Source organism: Saccharibacillus alkalitolerans (genome assembly GCF_011090185.1).
GTDB classification, from domain to species: Bacteria; Bacillota; Bacilli; order Paenibacillales; family Paenibacillaceae; genus Saccharibacillus; species Saccharibacillus alkalitolerans.
The window spans coordinates 1-22,397 of record NZ_JAAFGS010000004.1; the positions used below are offsets into that span (position 1 = coordinate 1).

18 protein-coding genes are annotated in these 22,397 nt (G+C 55.1%); 1 reads left to right on the top strand and 17 read right to left on the bottom strand.

Annotated features, from left to right (window positions below; translation table 11 throughout):
• Window positions 1-343 precede the first annotated feature (343 nt).
• From ligA to galU, 8 genes are all read right to left on the bottom strand, one after another.
• The gene (gene ligA / locus GYN08_RS12030; protein ID WP_166274504.1) at window positions 344-2,356 is read right to left on the bottom strand and encodes an NAD-dependent DNA ligase LigA; all 2,013 of its coding nucleotides are present in this window, start codon (window positions 2,354-2,356) and stop codon (window positions 344-346) included.
• A gap of 62 nt (window positions 2,357-2,418) precedes the next feature.
• Window positions 2,419-4,788 carry a DNA helicase PcrA gene (gene pcrA, locus GYN08_RS12035; protein WP_235946197.1) on the bottom strand — a complete coding sequence of 790 codons (2,370 nt, stop codon included), beginning with the start codon at window positions 4,786-4,788 and terminating at the stop codon, window positions 2,419-2,421.
• Between the two features lie 226 nt (window positions 4,789-5,014).
• Window positions 5,015-5,719 carry a heptaprenylglyceryl phosphate synthase gene (pcrB, locus tag GYN08_RS12040; RefSeq protein ID WP_166275559.1) on the bottom strand — a complete coding sequence of 235 codons (705 nt, stop codon included), beginning with the start codon at window positions 5,717-5,719 and terminating at the stop codon, window positions 5,015-5,017.
• A gap of 354 nt (window positions 5,720-6,073) precedes the next feature.
• Window positions 6,074-7,345 carry an ArnT family glycosyltransferase gene (locus GYN08_RS12045; protein WP_166274507.1) on the bottom strand — a complete coding sequence of 424 codons (1,272 nt, stop codon included), beginning with the start codon at window positions 7,343-7,345 and terminating at the stop codon, window positions 6,074-6,076.
• Entirely contained in the window at window positions 7,346-7,894 is a 549-nt protein-coding gene (locus GYN08_RS12050) for a GtrA family protein (RefSeq protein ID WP_235946206.1), read from the bottom strand.
• Window positions 7,878-8,273, bottom strand: a complete 396-nt coding sequence (locus GYN08_RS12055; protein WP_166274509.1) for a DUF2304 domain-containing protein — start codon at window positions 8,271-8,273, stop codon at window positions 7,878-7,880. Before GYN08_RS12055 ends, GYN08_RS12050 begins: the two co-directional genes overlap by 17 nt.
• Entirely contained in the window at window positions 8,270-8,989 is a 720-nt protein-coding gene (locus tag GYN08_RS12060) for a glycosyltransferase family 2 protein (protein ID WP_166274511.1), read from the bottom strand. The genes GYN08_RS12055 and GYN08_RS12060 overlap by 4 nt, the downstream gene beginning before the upstream one ends.
• A gap of 124 nt (window positions 8,990-9,113) precedes the next feature.
• Window positions 9,114-10,010, bottom strand: coding sequence for a UTP--glucose-1-phosphate uridylyltransferase GalU (gene galU, locus GYN08_RS12065; protein ID WP_166274513.1), 897 nt, complete (start codon window positions 10,008-10,010; stop codon window positions 9,114-9,116).
• 291 nt (window positions 10,011-10,301) lie between these two features.
• Between galU and mraY the strand changes: the two genes are divergently transcribed.
• Window positions 10,302-11,255 (top strand): phospho-N-acetylmuramoyl-pentapeptide-transferase, encoded by a 954-nt coding sequence (mraY, locus tag GYN08_RS12070; RefSeq protein ID WP_166274515.1) that lies wholly within the window; start codon window positions 10,302-10,304, stop codon window positions 11,253-11,255.
• A gap of 262 nt (window positions 11,256-11,517) precedes the next feature.
• Here the strand turns inward: mraY and GYN08_RS12075 are convergent, their stop codons facing one another.
• From GYN08_RS12075 to GYN08_RS12115, 9 genes are all read right to left on the bottom strand, one after another.
• Window positions 11,518-12,930 (bottom strand): undecaprenyl-phosphate glucose phosphotransferase, encoded by a 1,413-nt coding sequence (locus tag GYN08_RS12075; RefSeq protein ID WP_166274517.1) that lies wholly within the window; start codon window positions 12,928-12,930, stop codon window positions 11,518-11,520.
• On the bottom strand, window positions 12,903-13,856 hold the full coding sequence (locus tag GYN08_RS12080) for a glycosyltransferase family 2 protein (RefSeq protein ID WP_166274519.1): 954 nt from the start codon (window positions 13,854-13,856) through the stop codon (window positions 12,903-12,905). Before GYN08_RS12080 ends, GYN08_RS12075 begins: the two co-directional genes overlap by 28 nt.
• 179 nt (window positions 13,857-14,035) lie before the next feature.
• The gene (locus tag GYN08_RS12085; RefSeq protein WP_166274521.1) at window positions 14,036-17,011 is read right to left on the bottom strand and encodes an S-layer homology domain-containing protein; all 2,976 of its coding nucleotides are present in this window, start codon (window positions 17,009-17,011) and stop codon (window positions 14,036-14,038) included.
• Between the two features lie 205 nt (window positions 17,012-17,216).
• The gene (locus GYN08_RS12090) at window positions 17,217-18,143 is read right to left on the bottom strand and encodes a glycosyltransferase family 2 protein (protein ID WP_166274523.1); all 927 of its coding nucleotides are present in this window, start codon (window positions 18,141-18,143) and stop codon (window positions 17,217-17,219) included.
• 12 nt (window positions 18,144-18,155) lie between these two features.
• Window positions 18,156-18,998: a dTDP-4-dehydrorhamnose reductase gene (rfbD, locus tag GYN08_RS12095; RefSeq protein ID WP_166274525.1), complete on the bottom strand. Its 843-nt coding sequence runs from the start codon at window positions 18,996-18,998 to the stop codon at window positions 18,156-18,158.
• Window positions 18,998-20,017, bottom strand: a complete 1,020-nt coding sequence (rfbB, locus tag GYN08_RS12100; protein ID WP_166274527.1) for a dTDP-glucose 4,6-dehydratase — start codon at window positions 20,015-20,017, stop codon at window positions 18,998-19,000. Before rfbB ends, rfbD begins: the two co-directional genes overlap by 1 nt.
• Before the next feature lie 55 nt (window positions 20,018-20,072).
• Window positions 20,073-20,621 carry a dTDP-4-dehydrorhamnose 3,5-epimerase gene (gene rfbC, locus GYN08_RS12105; RefSeq protein WP_166274529.1) on the bottom strand — a complete coding sequence of 183 codons (549 nt, stop codon included), beginning with the start codon at window positions 20,619-20,621 and terminating at the stop codon, window positions 20,073-20,075.
• A gap of 18 nt (window positions 20,622-20,639) precedes the next feature.
• Window positions 20,640-21,383, bottom strand: coding sequence for a sugar phosphate nucleotidyltransferase (locus tag GYN08_RS12110; protein WP_166274531.1), 744 nt, complete (start codon window positions 21,381-21,383; stop codon window positions 20,640-20,642).
• A 21-nt stretch (window positions 21,384-21,404) separates the two neighbouring features.
• A complete protein-coding gene (locus GYN08_RS12115; protein ID WP_166275563.1) occupies window positions 21,405-22,352 on the bottom strand; it encodes an acyltransferase family protein in 948 nt (315 codons plus the stop codon).
• Window positions 22,353-22,397 lie beyond the last annotated feature (45 nt).

Genomic DNA, 22,397 nt, shown 5'->3' on the forward strand with positions numbered 1-22,397 from the left:
GTCAAAAACCTTGTCGCTTGTCGCGGGAACTCAAATCGCTTTACCCGAAGGGGTCAGCGGTTTTCGTTCCTAACTCACTCATTGTTCAGTTTTCAAAGAACTTGCGGCCGGCAAACTCGTTTGCCGAACGTTTTATATCTTACTCTTTTCCGCTTCTCTTGTCAACAACTTTTTTATCGAGTTTTGCAACCCGATGTTTGTCGGTGTTGAGCACGTCTTAGAAGCGACAAGAAATATCTTATCATTTACATATCCATAAAGCAAGCTTTTTCGGAAATTCTTTTTCGTTAATAAAAAGAGGCCGATATATTCGGCCTCTTTTTATTTGCTGCGCTTCGTCCGACTACTCATTCAGCAGCCTTACCAGTTCATCTTCGTCCTCGATGACTTCAATCCCCAGTTCCCGCGCTTTGGAAAGTTTGCTGCCTGCCTTTTCGCCGGCGATCACGATATCCGTCTTCTTGGATACGCTGCCCGTAACCTTCGCTCCAAGCGCCTCCAGTTTCTCGGCCGCCTCGTCGCGCGTCAGTTGATGCAGCGTTCCCGTCAGCACGACCGTTTTGCCGCTGAAGTAGGAATCCTGCTTTATTTCGGCAGGCTCCGCCGGCACCGTCGGGTTGACGCCGAGCTGGCGCATCTTTTCCACGCCTGCCCGCATGAACGGATCGTTGAAGAAGTTGACGATGCTCTCCGCGACGATTCCGCCTACATCCGGGAGTTCGATCAGTTCTTCGGCCGTCGCGTTCATGACCTTGTCGAGATCGCGATAATGATCCGCCAGCATTTTGGTCGTCGTTTTGCCCGTATTCGGAATACCCAAAGCAAATAGGAAGGAAGCCAGATCGCGCGTCTTGCTCTGCTCCAGCGCTTCGATCAGGTTGCTTGCCTTGCGTTCGCCGAAGCGTTCCAGCTTAACCAGAGACTCCCGCTCGAGCTCGTACAGCTCAGCCGGCTCGCGCACGTTCAGTTCATCGTACAGCTGCGTCGCGGTCTTTACGCTAAACGTCTCGATATCCATCGCGTCGCGCGATGCGAAGTGCGTAATGCGGCCGATCGCCTGGGGCTTGCAGGACAACCGATTATCGCAGAACAAATGAGCGCCGCGCTGAACGAGCGGGAATCCGCATGCCGGGCATTTTTCCGGATAGACGATTTCTTCGCCGTCATTCTCCTCCGTCACTTTACCCAGAATTTCCGGAATAACATCGTTGGAGCGGCGGATGAACACCCGGCTGCCGAGGGCATGTTTCAAATTCTTTCGCTCGATATCGCCTACGTTGTTAAGCGTGCAGTTTTTGACTGTCACGCCCGCCAGCTCGACCGGCTCGAGACGTGCGATCGGCGTGATTTTCCCCGTGCGGCCGACTTCCCACGATACGGATTCGAGCACGGTCGTCGTTTCTTCGGCTTCGAATTTGTAGGCCACGGCCCAGCGCGGAAACTTGTCGGTATAGCCGAGCACGGAGCGGGTACGCACGTCGACCACTTTGATGACCGCCCCGTCGATCAGGTAGTCCAGTTCGCTGCGCCTCCGCACGATTTCTTCCAACTGCTCCATGACGTCCTCGAACTTTTCGAAGTAGAAAATGTACGGATTGACCTTGAACCGGTTTTCCCGCAGAAAATCCATCATCTCCATATGGCTGGCGAAGGTCCTTGCGTCGCTGTAGCCTACATTATAGAAGAAAGCGCTGAGCTTGCGGCTCGCCGTCACTTTGGGATTCAGGTTGCGCAGAGCGCCGGCTGCGGCGTTCCGGGCATTTTTGAGCGGCTCGAGCGCCGTCTTGTTGTAAGCTTCGAGTACGGAAAGATTCATGATCCCTTCTCCCTGGACCTCGATCGTGCCGTCCTTATACGGAATGGTCAGCGGCACGGAGCGAATCGTCTTGATCTGCTCCAAAATCCCTTCGCCGACCACTCCGTTGCCGCGCGTCGCCGCCTGCACCAGTTTGCCGTCCGTATAGGTCAGATTAAGCGTAAGTCCGTCAAACTTCAGCTCCAAGGCGTACCCAAGCTCCGGCAGCGGTTCTTCCGGGTTCTTCGTATTGTAATCGTTCCAAAGCTTGACGACCCGATTGTTCCAGCTGTTCAACTGCTCTTCGTTCTGGGCTTTGTCCAAACTCCACAGAGGAGCCAAATGACGGTGCGGGGCAAAGCCTTTAAGCAGTTCTCCGCCTACCCGCAGCGTCGGAGAGTCGGGCAGCACGATACCGCTCTCCTGCTCCAGCTTGACCAGCCGATCGTACAGCACGTCGTACTCCTTGTCGCTGACCAAAGGCTTGTCCAACGTATAATAGTGATAGCTGTACCGGTTGAGCTCCTCGACCAGCCCTTCCATTTCGTGCATCGCGTCCATGGATTCTCCGTCCTTTTCGGTAAGATATGATCTTCGGCCTCTATTGAACGATCGGCTTCGGCCTACTCGACCTTCGTGATCGGCGCGAATCCGGCGAGCAGCCGTTTGATGCCGACCGGCGCCTTGAACGCGATGTTCAGTTCCGTATCGTTGCCGCTGCCCTTGATGGATACGATCGTCCCTTCTCCCCATTTGCCGTGGGCGACTTTATCGCCGACCTGGAAAGCGTCGGTGCTGTTCGTGCTCCGGGCCGCCGGTTTGGCTCCGCCTGCCGGCGTAACGGTCACGCCCGACGAGCGCTGGGCCACGGCCGGTCTGCCCATGCCGGTCGGCGACGAGCTCGCGCCGGTCCGCCCGCTCCGTCCCGCGCCGCCGAAGCCGCCCGAAGAGGATGCGCCTCCTCCGAAGCCACGGCCTCCTCCGCGCGAATTGCCGTAGCCTTTGTCCGGATCGCCGCCCCGGCGGTAACGGTCCGGATTGACGCCGGTGTCTTCCAGCAGTTCTGCGGGAATTTCCTGCAGGAAACGCGAAGGCGGGTTGGCCGTCGTGCGGCCGAACAGCGTTCTCATCTGAGCGCAGGACAGATACAGCTGCTTCTCGGCGCGGGTGATGCCCACGTAAGCGAGGCGGCGTTCCTCCTCAAGCTCGTCGTTGTCCAGGAAAGCCCGGCTGTGCGGGAAGACGCCTTCTTCCATGCCGATGATGAACACGACCGGGAACTCCAGTCCTTTCGCGCTGTGCATGGTCATGAGAATGACGGAGTCGTCGGCGATTTCTTCCTTTTTGTCGCCCATGGAATCGATGTCCGCGATCAACGCCAGATCCGTCAAGAACGCGACCAGCGACTTCTCTTCGTTGCGCGCCTCGAACTCGAGCGTTACGGAGAGGAACTCGTCGATGTTTTCGACGCGGGCTTTGGATTCCAGCGTATTTTCCTTCTGCAGTTCCATCCGGTATTGGCTCAGCTCCAGAATCTTCTCGGTCAGCTCCGTGACGGACAGGTAATCGACCATCCGGTGCAGCGAGACGATCATGTCGTAAAACTCGACCAGCGCGTTGCGCGTGCGTCCGGCGAAGCCGAGATCATCCACGACTTCGAGAATTTTGAACATGGACACGCCCCGCTCCGCCGCCGCGGCAGCCAGCTTGGCTACGCTCGTGTCGCCGATTCCGCGCTTCGGCACGTTGATGACGCGCACGAGGCTGATGTCGTCGTCCGGGTTGGACAGCAGTCTGAGGTACGCGAGCAGGTCCTTGATTTCTTTTCGATCATAGAACTTGATGCCGCCGACGATCTGGTACGGAATATCGGATTTGATCAGCACTTCCTCGATGACCCGGGACTGGGCGTTCGTGCGGTACAGGATGGCGTGATCTTTATAATTCATTTTTTTCTTGATGTTCTTGTGGATCTCGCCGGTGACGAAGTAGGCTTCGTCATGCTCCGTGCTGCCGCGGAATACGCGGATGTTCGCGCCGCCTTCCTGGTCCGTCCACAGGTTCTTCGGTTTGCGTCCGGTGTTGCGTCCGATGACGCTGTTGGCCGCGTTCAGGATGTTCGCCGTCGAGCGGTAGTTCTGTTCCAGCAGGATCGTTTCGGCTTCCGGATAATCCTGCTCGAAATTCAGGATGTTCGTGATATCGGCGCCGCGCCAGCGGTAAATGGACTGGTCGCTGTCGCCGACGACGCAGATCTGATGGTGCTTGTCCGCGAGCATGCGGCACAGCATGTACTGCGCGCGGTTCGTATCCTGATATTCGTCGACGTGGATATAGCGGAATTTTTTCTGATAAAAATCGAGCACTTCCGGCACTTCGCCAAACAGTTCGATCGTCTTCATGATGAGGTCGTCGAAGTCGAGCGAGTTGTTGCTGCGCAGACGCTTCTGGTACATGCCGTACACTTTGGCAGCGATCGATTCCATGAAGTCGCCGCCGGCTTTCTGTTCGTACATCTTCGGAGTGATCAGTTCGTTTTTGGCCGCGCTGATCAGAGCCTGGACGGCTTTCGGCTCGAACTTCTTCGTATCGAGATTCAGGTCCTTCATGCAGTTGCGGATAACGGACAGCTGGTCGCCGGAATCGAGAATAGAGAAGCTGGAAGAAAAACCGATCCGGTCGATGTCGCGGCGCAGGATGCGCACGCACATGGAGTGGAAGGTCGATACCCAGATCTCTTTGCCTTCCGGGCCGACGAGCGCCGAGACCCGTTCCTGCATTTCGCGGGCGGCTTTGTTCGTAAAGGTGATCGCGAGAATTCCCCAAGGGGCCGTTTTCTTCGCTTTGATCAGGTGAGCGATGCGGTGCGTCAGCACGCGCGTCTTGCCGCTGCCCGCGCCGGCCATGATAAGCAGCGGGCCGTCCGTCTTGAGCGCGGCTTTGCGCTGCTGCGGATTCAGGCGGGCAATGGATTCCTCGAGGTTAAACGACATGATGAGGGGTGCTCCTTTCATTGCGCTCGGGAGGCGATACGGACAGGGAGCCGCTTCGCTCCTTCGCGATCTCCGTGTCCTTCGCTTTCTTCGCGCATTGAGTTGGTTAGGGTAACAAGCATAAGGAATGCACGCAATTATGCATTCCGGGATTGGCTGGTGACAGGGACTTCATTCTTTGAAATTCCGTTTAAAAGCCGGAGACGAGCGCGGGCCCGGCTGATCCTTACCGGGCTTGTCGGGCTTCCCGCACGCCGCGGACCGTGTCCAGAGCGGCCGCAAGATCGTCGTAAACGACGTTTCCGACCACGACGACGTCGGCCGATTCGGCCGCGGCTCCGGCGGTCTCATAGTCGCGGACGCCTCCGCCGTAGAAGACGACGGCTTCATCCGTGACTCGGCGCACTTCGCGCACCAGATCCAGATCGCCGTATGTGCCGCTGTACTCGACGTAGACGATCGGCAGCCGCATCAGCTTGTCGGCCATGCGGGCGCAGGCCGCGGCCGCTCCGGCATCGAGGCCGGAGTCGGCACCGGTCAGACGCGCGACGGCGGAATCGGGATTGAGCACGATATAGCCTTCGGCGGCCAGCATATCCCACGGGATCAGCTCGCCGTAGCTTTCCAGCCCGGTCCGGTGGTGACCGGTGATCCATTCCGAGCGATCCGTGTTAAGGACCATCGGAATCAGATACAGGTCGAATCCGGGCACGACGGAATCCAGCGTCGAAACCTCCTGCGCGCAGGGCAGCTCGTAGCGGCGAATGCGGGACATCAGCTCCACCGTATTGTCGTAGGTTACGCCGCTCGACCCGCCGACCAAGATGGCGTCGCTGCCCGACAGGCACACCGCTTCCAGTTCCTCGTCGGACAATTCCCGATCCGGGTCCAGCTTGAAGACATGTCTCCACGTCTTGAATATCTGACTCAATTCCATTCCTCCATCCGCCTTCTCCGCCTGCCGGTGCATAGTCCGAATTCCCGACGTTTTGGACGCCTTCCGCCACGGCTTCGCGCACTCGAGCAGGCTCTTCCAACATAAGTCTATGCTACGCATCAGACGGTGTCAATTTTTTGTTCGTACTTAATACGAACAGTGCAGAATAGCCTTATTCTGCGCTGCTTCGGATCAAATACGAACAGTAGAGAATAGCCTTATTCTATGCTGCTTCGGATCAAATGCGAGCAGTAGAGAATAGCCTTATTCTATGCTGCTTCGGATCAAATGCGAACAGATGTCGGGCAGCAAAAAACCGCTCCGAAAAGGAGCGGTTCCGGCACTCGTTTATGCACCTGCGGCGCTGCGATCCTCGCGCTTTTTCCGCCAGCGGTCATACATAGCCAACAGCGCGGGCGCCGCGAACAGCGCAAACAGAAACAGATTCGGATAGCCGTATCTCGGGATGGCGATAAACGGCACGTAGATGAGCGTGAAGTAAGCCAGCACGGCAAGCGGCGCATAGGCGGCGCGCAGCTTTCTTTTTAAAGCCGTAAACATGCCGTACAGTCCCAGCAGCACGTATGCCGCATGGACAGGAAAATAATGCGCCCACGTCATGCCGAGAATCGGCCGTTCCCAATAGGCGATACCGTACAGGCCGCCGAACTTGCCCAGCGTATAGAACGCCAAATATTTCAGCGGTTCGTGCGTGAACCCGTAAGCGATCATCCGCCCAGCCGCCTGCGCCAGATCGTCGTCCGAACCCTGCATGACATCGCCGCCGTATTCGGGATACTTTTCGTAGAATCCGTCCGGCACCTGACCGAACGCCGTGGAGCCGAGAATCAGGGGACTGCCTGCCGCCTCGGTAAACGGAATGAACCGGCCGAACGCTTCGTAGTTGCGAATCCACCACGGAGACATCAGCAGCACGAACACGCCCAGGATGACCGCCGTATACGTCAGCATTCTTTTGAAAGCATACCGGCGCGCCAGCCAGAACAGTCCCGGAATCAGCGGCAGCAGCGCCGCGTGCGGCTTGAAGTAGCACAGCGACGTCCAAAAAACGGCGAACAGCGCCCAGCCGCCGGCTCCCGGCCTGTCGAGCGCCCGCAGCATGAAGCAGACGGTCAGCATCAGGCAGAGCCGGAACGTGGACTCGGTCAGAATCGACGCGGAGATAAAGTAGTCGGGCAGATACAGCGCCAGCAGCACGGCAGCCGTCATCGGAATGCGTCCGCCGCCGAATACCCGCCGTGCCAATACGAACATCAGGTACACGCCCAGCGCTTGGAACGCTCCCTGAACAAGGCGCAGCAGCACGATGCCTCCCGCTTCGCCAGCCAGCCATTTGGCTCCGGCCAGCATGAGCGGAAAGAGCGGCATGATGAACGTGGACGGCTCGCCGCCCGTGTTGTAAGTCAGGACGCCGGTGTCGAGCAGAATATCCGCGGTTTGCGAATACTTCACGTCGTCGTCGTTCATTTTGGCATAGGAGCCGAGCAGCAGACGATCGCCGTATCCGAGGGAAACGATGCAGCTGGCGGCAAACACGACCAGGCAGAGCAGCAGCAGGCGGATGCGCGTTTGCCGGGTTTCTTCTTTTAGAGCGAACACTTATAGGCCCTCCCGCTTCGGCGTCCGGAACGCCCAAGCTTTATTCAGAATGAAGTTGTGAATCGGAACAAGCACGATCGCCGTAATCTGCCCGTAACCGTACCACCAGCCCAGCACCCGGTCGAACAGATAAAGGATCAGCAGATTAAGCAGCAGGCCCGCGCAGGAAACGACCGTATATTTGACCAGCGCAGACGCCGAACTTCCGCTTTCCTTGAACGTCCAGCGCGAGTTGGCGGCGTACGAGAACAGCAGCGACAGAATGAAGCCGAGCGCCGACCCGATCAGCGGGTCTCCGTGCCCTTTTTCCACGTAAAGAAAAAGAGTTCCTGTCTGCAGCAGCGTGCCGAACACGCCGATTACGCCGTACTTGATAAAATCGCCCAGATGATCGCGAACGATCCGGGGCAGAAAACGCAGCAGACGATCCGGCAGAGCGGCGGCGGAAGAAGATGCTTCTTTTCGCGACAAAGCATCTTCTTGCGCCCGTCTATCGGATACGGCCGAAACGGGCATTTCGTTTTTCGCATGTTCAGGATTCGCTCGCATGACCGTTCCCTCCTTCCGCTTTACGCGTTCGGCTTTCGAGATCTTCGATCCGGCGGCTCATCAGGGCCAGTTCCTGCGTCAGTGTCCGGATCTTGCGGGAATGGTTGGAAAGCGACACGGTCATGCTGTACAAAATGAGGAAGATAGACGAGACGGCCAGCAGAAATACCGCATTGACGGGCACCTCGATACCCATCACCCGTGCGATGAAAAAGAAGATTTGCGGAAAAACGGATGCAATGACTCCGGCCGTACTCAGAAAAATCCAAACCAGCGCGTATTTCAATTCCAGCTTGTAGCGGCGCGTGCGATTGATGAACACGATAAATACGGCCGCGCTGAAGGCGATGAGCAGAAGCTGAAGCTTAAGGGTAATCACGTACGATGCACCCCGCTTCCCCGAAGCGAGTCGATCAGGATCGCCAGCGAGACCTTAATCATGTAATAGACCGAGCGCAGGCTGCGGATCGACGAGCGTCCGCCCGCGCGTTCGGACATAAGAACCGGCACTTCCGCGACCCGTCCGCCGAGGCGCAGCACATGCACGATCGATTCCGGCTCCGGGTAATCCGTCGGATAATGCGCGGTGAACATAGCCATGATGCTTCGATTAACGGCACGAAAGCCCGATGTAGGATCGGTGACGGTCTGTCCGGTAATCAGCCGGATCAGCCGGCTGAAATAACGGATGCCCGCCCGGCGCAGAAAGGTCGATTGGAAGCCTTCTTTTTCGATGTAGCGCGAGCCGATCGCAAGATCCGCTTCGCCGGCCAGCAGCGGGGCGATCAGCGCCGGAATGAATTCCGCGCGGTGCTGCCCGTCGCCGTCGAACTGGATGGCGATATCGTAGCCGTGCGCGTAGGCGTATTTGTAGCCGGTCTGGACGGCGCCGCCGATCCCGAGATTGCACGGCAGGCTGACGACGCTGGCGCCTATGGCGCTGCAGATCGAGGCGGTATCGTCGGTCGAACCGTCGTTGACGACGAGCGCTTCGTAGCCGTGTTCCCGGAGGGACAGCAGCAGCGGACCGATATTTTCGCGTTCGTTGAACGCGGGAATGATAAGCAGAACTTTCGGGTTAAGGTTAGCGGTCAAAATGCGACTCTCCTTTGCTGCCTCCGCATTTTTGGGGAGGGCGGTACTTCGGTGCCGGCATGAAAGGATCCTAGGCGGACACAGTGAAGCCCGGCCGGCGGCCGGGCTGTGCGTTTCCGTTATTTTAGCGCTTTTCCTCGAGTTCGGCCAGCGCCTTCTTCATATACGCGGCGAGCGGCTCGCGCATTTCGTCGTTTTTCAGCGCGTAATGGATGGTCGTCTCGATAAAGCCGATCTTCACGCCCACGTCGTGACGCTGCCCTTCGAAGTTGTAAGCCAGCACGTCCTGCGTTTCGCCGAGCGTGGCGATCGCGTCGGTCAGCTGAATCTCGCCGCCCGCGCCGGTCGGCTGATTTTCCAGAATGTCGAAAATTTCCGGCGTCAGGATATAGCGGCCCATGATCGCGAGATTGGACGGCGCGTCTTCGCGCTTCGGCTTCTCGACGAGACCGTTGGCTTTGAACGTCCGCTCTTCCCCCTCGATCGCTTCGCTGTTCACGATCCCGTAGCGGAACACGTCTTCCCAAGGCACTTCCTGCACGCCGACCACAGAAGCTTGGTGCTTATCGAACACGTCGAGCATCTGCTTCAGGCACGGCGTATCGGATTCGACGATGTCGTCGCCGAGCAGCACCGCGAACGGTTCGTTGCCGATGAACTTGCGAGCGCACCAAATGGCGTGGCCAAGGCCTTTCGGTTCTTTTTGACGGATGTAGTGGATGTCGGCCATGTCGGACGCATGACGCACTTCTTCGAGCATTTCCCATTTTTCGTTTTCTTCCAAGTTGTATTCCAATTCAAAAGAGGTATCGAAGTGATCCTCGATCGCGCGTTTTTCCTTGCCCGTTACGATAATGATATCTTCGATGCCCGATTTCACGGCTTCTTCGACGATATATTGGATGGTCGGCTTGTCGACGATCGGCAGCATCTCCTTCGGCATCGCCTTGGTAGCGGGCAGGAAGCGCGTGCCGAGACCGGCAGCCGGGATGATCGCTTTACGGATTTTCTGTGTACTCATTTTTGGTTTCCTCCTAGTGATAATTGGGATTCACATATGTAGGTTATCGTAACCCGCCGCTTCGTCCGCCCTGCCGTTTCCGTCATCGTACCGGAAAGGACAGTGTATCGAGCCTGCCCGGTCGCTTTCATTTTATCGCGCGAATTCGGAAAAAGCCAAATTCTCCGGACTTCTCTTGTGGCGGACGTGCAAATTGCTTAAAATAAGGAAGTTACATAACCCTTTACGTCTATTATTAACCGATAGAACCGCTTCAAAATCTGAAATGCCGATTGGAGATTGCCAAAACCCATGAACTTTTACACGTTGATTGCCGCCGTTCTCTCGTTTGTCCTTGTCGCTCTGATGACTCCCGTGTGGATTCGCACGCTGCGCCGTATCGGATGGCTGCAGCCGATCCGCAAGGAGCTTCCGCCCGACCATCAGGCCAAAAAAGGCACGCCGCTGATGGCGGGCATGGTCTTCATGATCGGGGTGCTTATCGCCCTGATCGCCCAGCCGACGCCGCTGATGTGGCTGCTGGCCGCCTCGTTCGTCCTGTTCGGCATCGTGGGCTTCAGCGACGACTTCAAAAAAGCCGCTTTCCAGGATCCGCAGGGCATATCGGGCAAAGCCAAGCTGGTATTCCAGTTCGCTTTCACCATCACGCTGCTGCTGATCGCCATGAACAGTTTCGGGGTGGAGCCGACCATCGCATTCCCGGGCGGATTTGTCTGGGTGCTGCCGGCCGCCATTTATTTTATTATCATGCTGCTGTTCATCGTCGGTTCGGCCAACGCGATCAATTTCACCGACGGCCTCGACGGTCTGCTGATCATCGTCTCGATTCCGACTTATCTGTTCTTCTTCGTGATCTCGGATGAACCGGCGATCAAGCTGTTCTCGCTCGTCATGATCGGCGCGCTGTTCGGACTGCTTCTGTACAACAAGTATCCGGCCAAAGCGTTCATGGGCGATACCGGCTCGCTGGCGATCGGCGGCTCCCTGTCGCTGATGGCGGTGCTCGAAAAGGTCGAAATCCTGGTGCCGCTGCTGTTCATCATTTACTTCGCGGAACAGTTCTCGGTGATCATCCAGGTCGCGTATTACAAACGGACCAAAAAGCGCATCTTCCGCATGACGCCGATCCACTATCATTACAGCTTGAAGTACGGGTGGAATGAGAGAAAGATTGTGGCGGTATTCGGGTGCGTGTCTTGGATCGGAGCTTTCTTGAGCTGGTTGATCTGGTATTTGTGGATGTAGAGTTAAAAAAGGGCCGTGCTCTCTCGGGAGCACGGCTTTTTTCGGGAAAGTCCCGTTCGTTGAGGGAAAGCTGGACGGCTGCGGGAGAAATTCGTTCAAGCCGCTGTTTCACTCGGAAAGCCGGATGGAATTTAACTGAAGAAGCTTTCCGAGTTCAAAGGCGTCTTTCACTGAATTTCTCCCTCCGCCTATCGTTTTCTCCTTGAGGGAATGGGTCTTTCTCGAAATAAAAACGGCCGTCTCCAAAAGAGACGGCCATTTTTTAGTAGGCGTTTTTGTCGGTAAACATTTTGTAGATCGTGATAAAGACCAACCGTATGTCGAACAGGAACGTCCAGTTTTCGATATAAAACAGGTCGTATTCGATCCGCTTCTCGATGGACGTATCCCCGCGCAGCCCCGCGCATTGGGCATATCCCGTAATTCCGGGGCGAACATGGTGCTTCAGCATGTAGTTCGGCACCTGGTCGCGGAACACTTCGACGTAGTATGGTCGTTCCGGCCTCGGGCCGACCACGCTCATCTGCCCCAGCAGCACGTTGAAAAACTGCGGCAGCTCGTCGAGGCTGGTCCGGCGGATAAAAGCTCCGAATTTGGTGCGTCGCGGATCGTTTTCCGTCGTCCAGCCGGTATCTTCGTCGTCCTCGTCGGCCATCGGAGCGCGCATGGAACGGAACTTGTACATCGAGAACGTCCGTCTGTTGAATCCCACCCGCTCCTGCTTGAAAATGACCGGGCCCGGCGAAGTCAGCTTCACGCCGATCGCGACGGCCAGCATAATAGGAGACGTCACGATAATCGCAAGCGCGGCAAACAGGATATCGAACAGCCTTTTGAAAAAGCGGTTGGCGGCCAGATCGAGCGGCACCTCGCGAACGTTGATCAGCGGCATGCCCGCAAAGTTGTCGAATACGGGGCGCGTCGGCAGGAAATCGTAATAATCCGGCACGATCATGATATGTACGCCGGCCTGCTCGCATACGGCCATCAGTTCCGGATATTTATCCGAATCGCCGTAAGGCAGCGCCAATATGACTTCGTCGATAATTTTGAACCGGTCCAGCACCGCGCGCAGATCGCGCAGCTTGCCGATAACTTCGGGGTACTCGGTCTCTCCCTTTTTCCACTCCAGCTCGTCATCCAGAAATCCGACGATCTCATAGCCGAGTTCCGGATAATGCTGCATGTTCAAATGAAAACGCCGACCGAGCGCGCCCGCGCCTACGATCAGCATGTACTGTTTGTTGTAGCCTTTCCGTCTCAGCACGCGAAGCGTCTGCTTGACGCCGTAGCGATACAAAACAATGAGGAATACGCTGAGCGCCATGTACAAAAAGAGGTACGAACGCGAGATGTTGATTTCTTTGGCAAAATACATCGCGCCGAGCAGCAGAAAGAATCCGATAACGTGCGTCTGCATCACTCGGATGAAGTCGTCCGCGAACCGCTTGCGCCGCTTGGGCGAATACAGTCCGCTGATCAATCCGGTCAGCAGCGCGATCGCGCCGTACACCAGGCTCCAAACGAAGTAATACTTGATCGGAATCGGATAGACGAACCCGAACAGCCCGCTTTCGAAGCGGAGCCACCAGGCCAGCAGAAAGGAGGCTTGAATGACCGCCATATCGGAGGCCATGTACACCTGGGTCAGAAATTGCTGATTTTTGCGGAGCATGCTTCACCTCGAACCGGCAGCGCCGGACTTTCTCCTCCACCGGGCGGAGGATTCTGCGTATCCTTGACCGGACGCAGTCTGTTGCGCACCAGGGTCATCATGAACTTCACGCCGATGCCCGTATAAATAAAGCCGTTCACCGGCCAGGCGTATTTCTCGCGGTAATGCTTGCGGTAGAATACGACCATCGCGCGATGAAATTCGTACAGCAGCTTCACCGGACGGCGTTTGCTGCTCGCTCCCTTGTAGTGCAGGATGAATGTCCGCGGGTAGTAACGGATCGCCCAGCCGGCCTGCTTGATGCGGTAGCACCAATCCAAATCTTCGCCGTACATAAAAAAGTTCTCGTCCAGCATGCCGACTTCCCGGATCGCTTCCGAACGGACCAGCATAAAGGCGCCGACCAGGCAGTCGACAGGATGTTCTTCGTCCGGGTCCAGGTAGCTGAGCTGATACTGGTTGTACTTCGGCTTATCCGGGAACAACTTGGAAAATCCGAACATATAGTAGAAGGATGCCGAAGGCGTCGGCAGCCCGCGCTTGCAGGTCTTGTCCAGCGTTCCGTCCGCCAGCAGCACTTTGCAGCCCGACGCGCCGACATGGGGGTTCTGGTCCATATAGGAAACCATCGTCTGCAGGGTATCCGGCTGAATGACTGTGTCCGAGTTGAGCAGCAGCACGTAGCGGCCTTTTGCCACCCGCATCCCTTGATTGTTGGCCTTGGCAAAACCCACATTATCGCGGTTGGCGATCATGCGGACCGAAGGGAACGTGCGGGAGAGCACTTCGACCGAATTGTCGGACGAGTTGTTGTCGATCAGAATGATTTCGTATGTGTACCGGGTCTGCGAAGCAAACACCGAATGAATGCAATCCATCGTCAGCTGGCACGTATTATAGTTGAGAATCAATATACTTACGTCCATGATTTAAGTACGCTCCTGACAATATTAATAGTGAAGATTAGGTAAATATAAGAGTGAAAGCAAAAAAAACGATCTCTGAATTCCTCTATACAGAGTACCACAGAGATCGATGGAATGGAACTTTGGATTCTGTTCAGGAAAGAGTTGGGATCGGCGTTAATCGCCGCTCCCGCTTCCTTTTAACGCAGCAGGTCGACAAGACTTTCGTAAGCCGCGATTTTCGCTTCCGGCTCTTCCGCATTCAAAGCCGCCGCCGCTCGATCGTAAGCCGATTGCAGCTGCGGATCTGCGCCTTGTTCTTCAAGCTTGGCCGCAGCGCGACTCATAATCTGCTCAAGCAGATCGTGAAGTTCCGGGACGACGACTTCAATATCGCGTTCCAGGGTCCGTCCGTTCAGACTCAACTCGACCGACACTTTGTACACGACAGTTTCCGTACCCAAATTATAGTTCGTGAACACGATGTTCCGGCCCTGCTTACCGATGTAGACATTTCCTGTCACTGTGTATACATCTCCGACTACCGTATACACGTCATCGGTTACGCCGACTTCCCGAATCTGCTTGATGTTAAAGTCAACATCCTCGCGAATAGTCGTTCCTTCAAGAGTCAACGGGACATTCTCATTGCGCTTCCGATAAGTAACGTCAGTCACGCTGAGCAGTTTGTACGCTTCCTCATTCAGAATGCCTTCGGTACTCGGTCTCGTCTGTCCGTAAAGGGCGGTCGGAGCTCGGTCGGCAAATTCGTTTCGATCGGTAAAAGCGATATCCGAACCATTCAGAGTCATATCGAATACGTACCAGTAAATTTCGCTGCCCGTTCCCGCCGGAATGGTATAACTTTTTACCGGAAGGGCTTGGCTGCCCACGTATACATCGACTTTGGCGCCCGAGTTGCGAAGCGTTTGATCGCCGGCGCCGTTGCCCGAGTAATTGTGTACGTAGAACTGATACGTTCCGTCCATTTTTTTGCGAATGGTCGTCGTCTCCGGCCCGAACGAACTTGTATCGTCGTGGTCGAGATCCGCAATCAGCTCGCCCTCATCGTAAGCTTGCTTTTCGCCGAACCAGGTGTGAAAACCGTAACCGTCTCCTGCCGGCCCGAGCAAATGGGAATCTTCGTCGCGAGGACGTTCTCCCCAGGTCAAAACGATGCGAATCTCATCGCCCGCCGGGATTTTGATGGCCGTGTGATTTTCCGAGCGGTTATAAGTGTCGCTTACGCCGACCGCTACAACCGTACCCGAAATAAAGCCGGCCTTCGAAGTCACGCCCGTATAAATGCCTGCCGGCGCGTATACCGTATAGCGTCCGTTCGCGTCCGTAGACACCGAAGCCGCGACTGCGCCGTCAACGTTGCCCATTCCCCGTCGGAAGTCGATACGCATGTCCGCGACCGGCCGGTTATCGACGTCGGTCACAATTCCCGAGAACCCTTCGATCAAAGCGGATCCGCTCAGCGAAGCGGAGAACTTCGTCGTTCCTGCCGCCGGCGTTACCTTGACCTGCAGCGTTTCGCCGTAGTGTTCGTCGAGCGAGATCGGCGCAAACGTCAGCTTGTTGGACGCTGCGTCGAAGTTGAGAGACTCAAGGGTATAAGGCATGGCGTATGCCGATTCCGTAACGGTTGCCGTCACGTTCAGATCCGCAAGGGTCAGGCCGCTTACCGGATTGACGAATTGCAAAACGGCGCTGCCGTTGGCAACTTCGAGCCGATCCGTTACCGGAACCGGCGCTGCTGCGTTTCCGCCGCCGTTCGAACCGCCGCTCGTCGAAGCCGGGCCGCCCGTCGAGGCCGGGCCGGACGCTGCCACGGAAGGAGCAGAAACCCCTGCGCCTACGTTCAGCTGCTGCGGACGCGTCTGGAAGCTGGTACCGGAAGCGTTGACTTGAGCACGTTCAATCGCGCCCGTTCCCGTTACGTTGGCCGCCGCATTCAGAATCAGCCGCGCGATACGAGCCGCTGCGCTGACATTCAGATTCGTACCGGCCGCGCCTTCGCCGACCGTCACTTCTCCGATCGAACCGGAAGACAGATTAACGTTCAGCGAAGCGGCGGAAACTTCCAGGCTTTCGAATTGACCGGCCATCCGTACGGTCGAACCCGCCGGAATCAGCTCCGAGAGCCTTACGTTCCCAAACCCGGATCCTGTGCCGGCCTCCTGCAGGAAAGCGCCGGATTGCAGCGTAATCTGCGATACCGAGCTGCTGCCCTCCGTCACGATCCGCACGCTGCCGTCGCGCTTGTCGACCAGTACAGTCACCAATACCGAATCGACGATATGGATGCTGTTCGGACCGCCGCCTTCGATCTTCGTCGTTCCTTTGACGGTTACGTTCTCCAGCGTCACGTCGCCGTTGGCGATTTGCTTGCCTAACAGCAGGTCGCCTTCGATGACCGTATTGCGCAGCGTTACGCCCGACTGCGTTACGTTAACCGATCCCTTAAGCGTCTCGGTGCCTTTTTCCGGGCCGTAAGTTCCCGCTTTATCGTAAGTTACCGCGGATTCGGCCGCTTGCTTGGCCGCGCGATCCAGCACCGTCACGACTTCCGCGCGCGTAGCCGCGGCCGCAGGATTGAAGCGCGCCCCGCTTCCCTGCATCAGACCCGCCTTCGTTACCGCGCCGATCGCGCCCTTGCTCCAAGCCGGGCTGCCGACCGTATCCGAGAACGCGGCGGCATTAGCGTCAGGTTCAAGCTTCAACAGCAAAGCCAGCACAACCGCCAGTTCTTGGCGGGTGACCTCACCGGTCGGACGAAAGCTTCCGTTCCCGTCGCCCTTCATGTAACCGGCCGCCGCGGCTTTCGCCACATCCCCGGCGTACCAAGCTTTGCCGGATACGTCTTTAAACGATATTTCCGAGGCTGCCGTAAAGCCGGACGATCGATTGATCAGAGCCGCCAGCTGAGCTCGGGTGACCCGATCGTTGGGATGCAGTCCCCCGTCTGCATACCCGTTTATGTACCCCTTGTCTTTCCATTCCTGCATCACCTGCTGCGCCCAGTGACCGTTGACGCTCGCAGCGTGTTTCGTCGCCGCGCCCGCATGCGCAGTTGAAGCGCCTGCCGCCAAAGCTCCCGTACCCGTCGGGAGCGCGATCGCTGCGCCCAGCAGCACGGCGATCGTTTTTTGGACCAACCCTTTTTTCATGAACCTATCCCACCTCTGTTTTTTGTCTGGCTTACACCTATTAGATCGAGTCCCCTATCAATCCTTCTCAATCCATATATTAGGCTTTAGTCCTCTTTATATTAACATATCCAGCAAGATTTTTGGGTACAAAAGAGTGAGTCAAAAGTATTGTTTTTCTCTTTTTTGCAAAAAAAATAGCCATCTAGGATTAGATAGCTAAAATTTAAATATATCCAATTAAGATCAAAAAACGAAAAAGGAGATTTTCCGTTCGAGATTGACGATACAGCTTGGAACGCGATAAATAGTTCAACCGCTGAGTCAGCCTTGGGCGCGGCGCGATAAACGACTCCAACTGTGCCAGCTTCTCGGAATCCGTCATCTGCTCCGCATACAAGCGATGAAACTCCCGGGCTTGAGCGACAAGCTTATGCGTCCCCCGATGCTTGCGGAAGCCGGCCCATTTCTTTTTCAGCTTGCCGATCGGCGACGTCTCGCCTCCTACCACGTTGCCGCCGTGCTGGCGATACAGGATGGAAGGCCGGGGATCGTAAATGACTTCGCCGAATGCCGAAACGCAGAGGTAGAACCACCAGTCGTGCATCAGCACCTTGCCGCTGTCGGGCATACGCTCGCGGATCAACAGCAGAGCGGCACGGTTGAAAGTGACGGTGGCGCCGACGGCGACGTTTTGATAAAGAGCGTTATAGAAAGAAGGCTGTCTGCGAGGCGCATCCGGCCACTGCCCAAGCGGCTTCAACTGCGCATCGACGAGCTGCGTGGGCGAAAACACCATAGCGGGCACGTCTGCAGGGATATCGGCAAGCCGCTGCGCGGCCCGCTCCATCTTCTCCGGCAGCCATACGTCGTCCTGATCGCAGAAGCAGAAGCAGTCGTTCCCTTCGTCGGCTTGACGAATAAGTTCAAAAAAGCTCGGGATGACTCCAACGTTAGCGCCTTTTCCCCCAGTAATCCGTCCTGCCGCCTGCCGCCGCCAATCTTCAATGATCCGCATCGTGCCGTCGGAAGAACCGTCGTCGCGAAACCGGACCGACCAGTCCACATGCGTCTGCGAAGATAAGCTGTTCAATTGTTCCTCTATGTAAGCTTCCCCGTTATACGAAGACAGCAGGACTTCGATTGTACCCACAGTTCACCCTCATTACTTGACCTGCGCCAGGAATCGCTCCAATCCGTCCCGCCAATGCGGCAGGTCTTCGAGATCGTTCGCCCGAATCGCGGTGTGATCCATGACCGAGTAGGCGGGACGCTTGGCCGGACGCGGAAACTGTTCCGTCGTCACCGGCAGCACGTTCACCTGCAGACCGGCCGTCTCGAAAATGGCTTGAGCGAATTCATGCCAGGAGCATTGTCCGGAATTCGAAGCGTGATAAACGCCGTATTTTTCCGTCTGGATCAATTGTAGCAGAAAACGGGCCAAATCCACAGTATACGTAGGCGAACCGATCTGATCATGCACGACGCTCAAGCTTTCTTTCTCCGCGCCCAGCTTCAGCATCGTCTTCACGAAGTTGCCGCCGTGCTGCCCGTACACCCAGGAGGTTCGGACGATAAAGGTTTTGGAGTTCAACGACTGCGCCAGCACTTCTCCCGCCCGCTTGCTTTCCCCGTAAACGGTCTGCGGAGCCGTATTGTCGTATTCGCGGTAAGGACGCTCCGCCTGCCCGTCGAACACGTAATCCGTGCTGATATAGACCAGCCTCGCTCCGACTTTTTCCGCGGCGGCGGCAATGTTGCGCGTGCCGGCCGCATTGATCCGGTACGCGCCGTCCGCGTCTTCTTCCGCCGCATCGACCGCCGTATAAGCGGCGCAGTGGATGACGGCTTCCGGACGGTATCCGCCGATGACCTCTTCGCACTGCTGCTGGTCGGTGATGTCCATATCTGCGCGATCGCAGCCTTTGACCTCATGGCCGGCTTCGCCGAGAAGCCGAACGACGTCCTGCCCCAGCTGTCCCTTTGCTCCGGTAACGAGTACCTTCATCATGCTTCTCCCAGCCGTTGGCCGTACTGCTTGGCATAATACTGCTCATATTCGCCGGATTGGATGCGGGTCCACCAGTCCGTGTTGGACAGATACCAGGAGATCGTTTCGCGGATGCCGGTTTCGAAATTGTGCTTCGGCTTCCAGCCGAGCTCGTTCGTAATCTTCGTCGGATCGATACCGTAGCGGCGGTCATGTCCCGGGCGGTCCTGAACGTAAGTGATGAGCGACTCCGGCTTGCCCAGCTGTTCCAGAATCGTGCGCACGATATGGATATTGGTGCGCTCGTTGTTGCCGCCGATGTTGTAAACCTCGCCGTTCGCGCCTTCGTGGATAACCAGGTCAATCGCGCTGCAGTGATCTTCCACGTACAGCCAGTCGCGGATGTTGAGACCGTCGCCGTATACCGGCAGCGGCTGGTCGTTCAGCGCTTTGGAGATAATGAGCGGGATCAGCTTCTCCGGGAACTGATACGGGCCGTAGTTGTTGGAGCACCGCGTAATGTTGACCGGCAGTCCGAACGTCTCGTGGTAAGCGCGGACCAGCAGGTCGCCGCCGGCTTTGGAAGCGGAGTACGGGCTATTCGGCGTAAGCGGCGTCTCTTCCGTAAACAGGCCGGTCTCGCCGAGCGTGCCGTACACTTCGTCGGTGGAGACTTGGACAAATTTGGTGATGTTATGCTTTTTGGCCGCGTCGAGCAGAACTTGAGTGCCAAGCACGTTCGTTTTGACGAAAACGTCCGGTTCAAGGATGCTGCGATCCACGTGCGATTCCGCGGCAAAGTTGACGACCACGTCGACGCCCTGGCCGATCAGTTCGTCCATTTTGGCAGCGTCGCAAATATCGGCTTTGACGAACGTATGCTTTGGATTTTGTTCGATGGCCTTAAGATTCTCGAGGTTGCCCGCGTAAGTCAATGCGTCCACGTTGACGATTTCGTAGTCCGGATGCTGCTGAAGCATATACAGGACAAAGTTGCTGCCGATAAAGCCGGCTCCGCCGGTGACAAGCAGTTTCATGGATAATGTTCCTCCTGTTCTCGTGTAAAAAGCTCTCCTCACGGAGAGCCTTATGCTATTCGAAGTTGAGTTCCGCGTCTTGGAGCAGCGGATGCTTTTGATCTTTTTCGGAAAGGATCGGGTTCGATGTCGGCCAAACGATACCGAGCGCCGGATCGTTCCAGAGGATGCCGCGATCGTGCTCCGGCGAATAATATTCATCCACCTTGTACATGACCTGAGTATTCGGTACCAGCGTACAGAAGCCGTGGGCGAAGCCTTTCGGCACGAGAAGCTGGCGATGGTTGAATTCGCTTAAGATAAAGCCTTCCCACTGTCCGAAAGTCGGCGAACCTCGGCGCACGTCGACGATGACGTCGTAAATCGCGCCGGACACGACGCGAAGCAGTTTGGTTTGAGCTTTGGGATTGAGCTGGTAATGCAGGCCGCGAAGTACGCCGGGCTGCGCGGATAGAGACTGATTGTCTTGAACAAAGTTATAGTGAATGCCCGCTTCTTTCAGAAGCGCTTCGTTGTAACTTTCCATGAAAAAACCGCGGTGGTCGCCGTGTACCACGGGTTCGATGAGTGCAGCTCCTTCAAGAGTCAGAGGAGTGACTTTCATAATCCGAACGCCTCCTTCTTAAAGCTTAAGTTTGCCGAATTCTTCTCCGAAAACGATGCTTTGGGCCAATTCGTTGGCGCGGGCCAGGGAAGCGTGAGTTCCCGCATCCGTCCACCAGCCTGTAAGCACGTCATAGGTGAGTTGGCCGTTCGCGATATAAGCGTTATTGACGTCGGTAATTTCCAGTTCGCCGCGCGCGGAGGGTTTGAGCGTTTTGACAATATCGAATACGCTATGGTCGAACATATAGATTCCTGTTACGGCATAACTGCTTTTAGGGTTTTGCGGCTTTTCTTCGATCGATACAATTTTGTCTCCGTCGATTTCTGGAACGCCGAAGCGTTTGGGATCGTGAACTTCCTGGATCAGAATTTTGGCTCCGAGCATTTGGGTCCGGAAATTTTCGACAAACGGAGCGATATCGTCTTCGAAGACGTTATCTCCCAAAATGACGACCATTTGATCTTCGCCAACGAAGTGCTCGGCAAGATCCAGGGCCTGTGCAATACCACCGGCCTCGTCTTGTACCTTGTATGTAAAAGACACGCCCATGTCCGTACCGCTGCCGAGAAGGTTAACGACGTCGCCCATGTGATCTTTGCCGGTTACGATGAGGATGTCTTCGATCCCGGCGGATTTGAGTTTGTAAACCGAGTGGAAAATCATTGGGTATTTCCCTACAGGGAGAAGATGTTTATTAGTTACTTTAGTTAAAGGATATAAACGAGTCCCTGTTCCGCCTGCCAAAACTATCCCTTTCATTGGTTCATCTCCTTCAGCTTGTTACCAGCTTTTTTCTAGAATTTCTTGTTTCTTTTTGTAGTGTTTTAATTGCAAAAAAGGCTTTTCAATAACGTACCATGAAAATGTAGCGAATAATAAAGTAACAAGTAATGATATTGAAAAGTTTACGGCTAGTGATGTTTGATTATGCATTAGATGTTGAACTGTTTGTTGAATAGGAAAAGCGTAAATATAAACTCCATAAGAAAGATCTACATATTTATCTTTTGAAAACTTTATTATAGGTCGAAGATAAAAGGCTGCATAAAAAATCAAATATGAGCCTGCTATTAAAAATGTTTCTTTAAAAAAACCTAAATAAAGCGAAGCAAATAATGCAAAAAGAGAAATCAAAGCGAGTTTATAAGTAAGATTAATTTGATCCCTATATGCATAATAAACCATGCCTACTGCAAGAAACTGAATTAAATTCAATAATTCACCTAATAAAAAACCATTCAAATTCGTAGCAGAATAAGTACTAGGCAAGAAAAAACTCATTGCAGTAATTAACAAAAAAACAAGCAATACTGCCTTTTTGTTTTTAAATATACCGTAATAACCTAAAATCAATAATCCTATGTAACAAAGTACTTCATAAGAAAGTGTCCATATAGAGCCATTTACAGCATTTGGATACAAGTTATTTTCGAACAAACCTGGAAGACTGTATTGAACATTTACCAACAAAATGTTTTTAAAGTAACTCCATGTTATTACATTAGAAAAATAATCAGAATAACTTAGTCGAGTAAATAAAGGGCCTATAACAAAAACAGTTAATGCTAATACTACAAGAAGTCCAGGAAATATTCTCAAAGTTCTATTTATAACATATTGCTTGATTGTAGATCTTTCAAAGCTTGCACTAATTAAAAAACCACTGATGATAAAGAATGTAGCTACCGCTATACCCCCAAATGTCCATTCGATAATATGGCGAGTAATTCACTACTTTTTCCTGTTAGAGGATAAGCATGCGAAAAAATAACC

Coding starts and splice junctions, on each gene's coding strand:
- rfbD (WP_166274525.1), bottom strand. CDS start 18,998: ATGAAGGTACTCGTTACCGGAGCAAAGGGACAGCTGGGGCAGGACGTC.
- rfbC (WP_166274529.1), bottom strand. CDS start 20,621: ATGAAAGTCACTCCTCTGACTCTTGAAGGAGCTGCACTCATCGAACCC.
- pcrA (WP_235946197.1), bottom strand. CDS start 4,788: ATGTCGTTTAACCTCGAGGAATCCATTGCCCGCCTGAATCCGCAGCAG.
- mraY (WP_166274515.1), top strand. CDS start 10,302: ATGAACTTTTACACGTTGATTGCCGCCGTTCTCTCGTTTGTCCTTGTC.
- GYN08_RS12085 (WP_166274521.1), bottom strand. CDS start 17,011: ATGAAAAAAGGGTTGGTCCAAAAAACGATCGCCGTGCTGCTGGGCGCA.
- GYN08_RS12050 (WP_235946206.1), bottom strand. CDS start 7,894: ATGCGAGCGAATCCTGAACATGCGAAAAACGAAATGCCCGTTTCGGCC.
- GYN08_RS12080 (WP_166274519.1), bottom strand. CDS start 13,856: ATGGACGTAAGTATATTGATTCTCAACTATAATACGTGCCAGCTGACG.
- galU (WP_166274513.1), bottom strand. CDS start 10,010: ATGAGTACACAGAAAATCCGTAAAGCGATCATCCCGGCTGCCGGTCTC.
- GYN08_RS12075 (WP_166274517.1), bottom strand. CDS start 12,930: ATGCTCCGCAAAAATCAGCAATTTCTGACCCAGGTGTACATGGCCTCC.
- ligA (WP_166274504.1), bottom strand. CDS start 2,356: ATGGACGCGATGCACGAAATGGAAGGGCTGGTCGAGGAGCTCAACCGG.
- GYN08_RS12110 (WP_166274531.1), bottom strand. CDS start 21,383: ATGAAAGGGATAGTTTTGGCAGGCGGAACAGGGACTCGTTTATATCCT.
- rfbB (WP_166274527.1), bottom strand. CDS start 20,017: ATGAAACTGCTTGTCACCGGCGGAGCCGGCTTTATCGGCAGCAACTTT.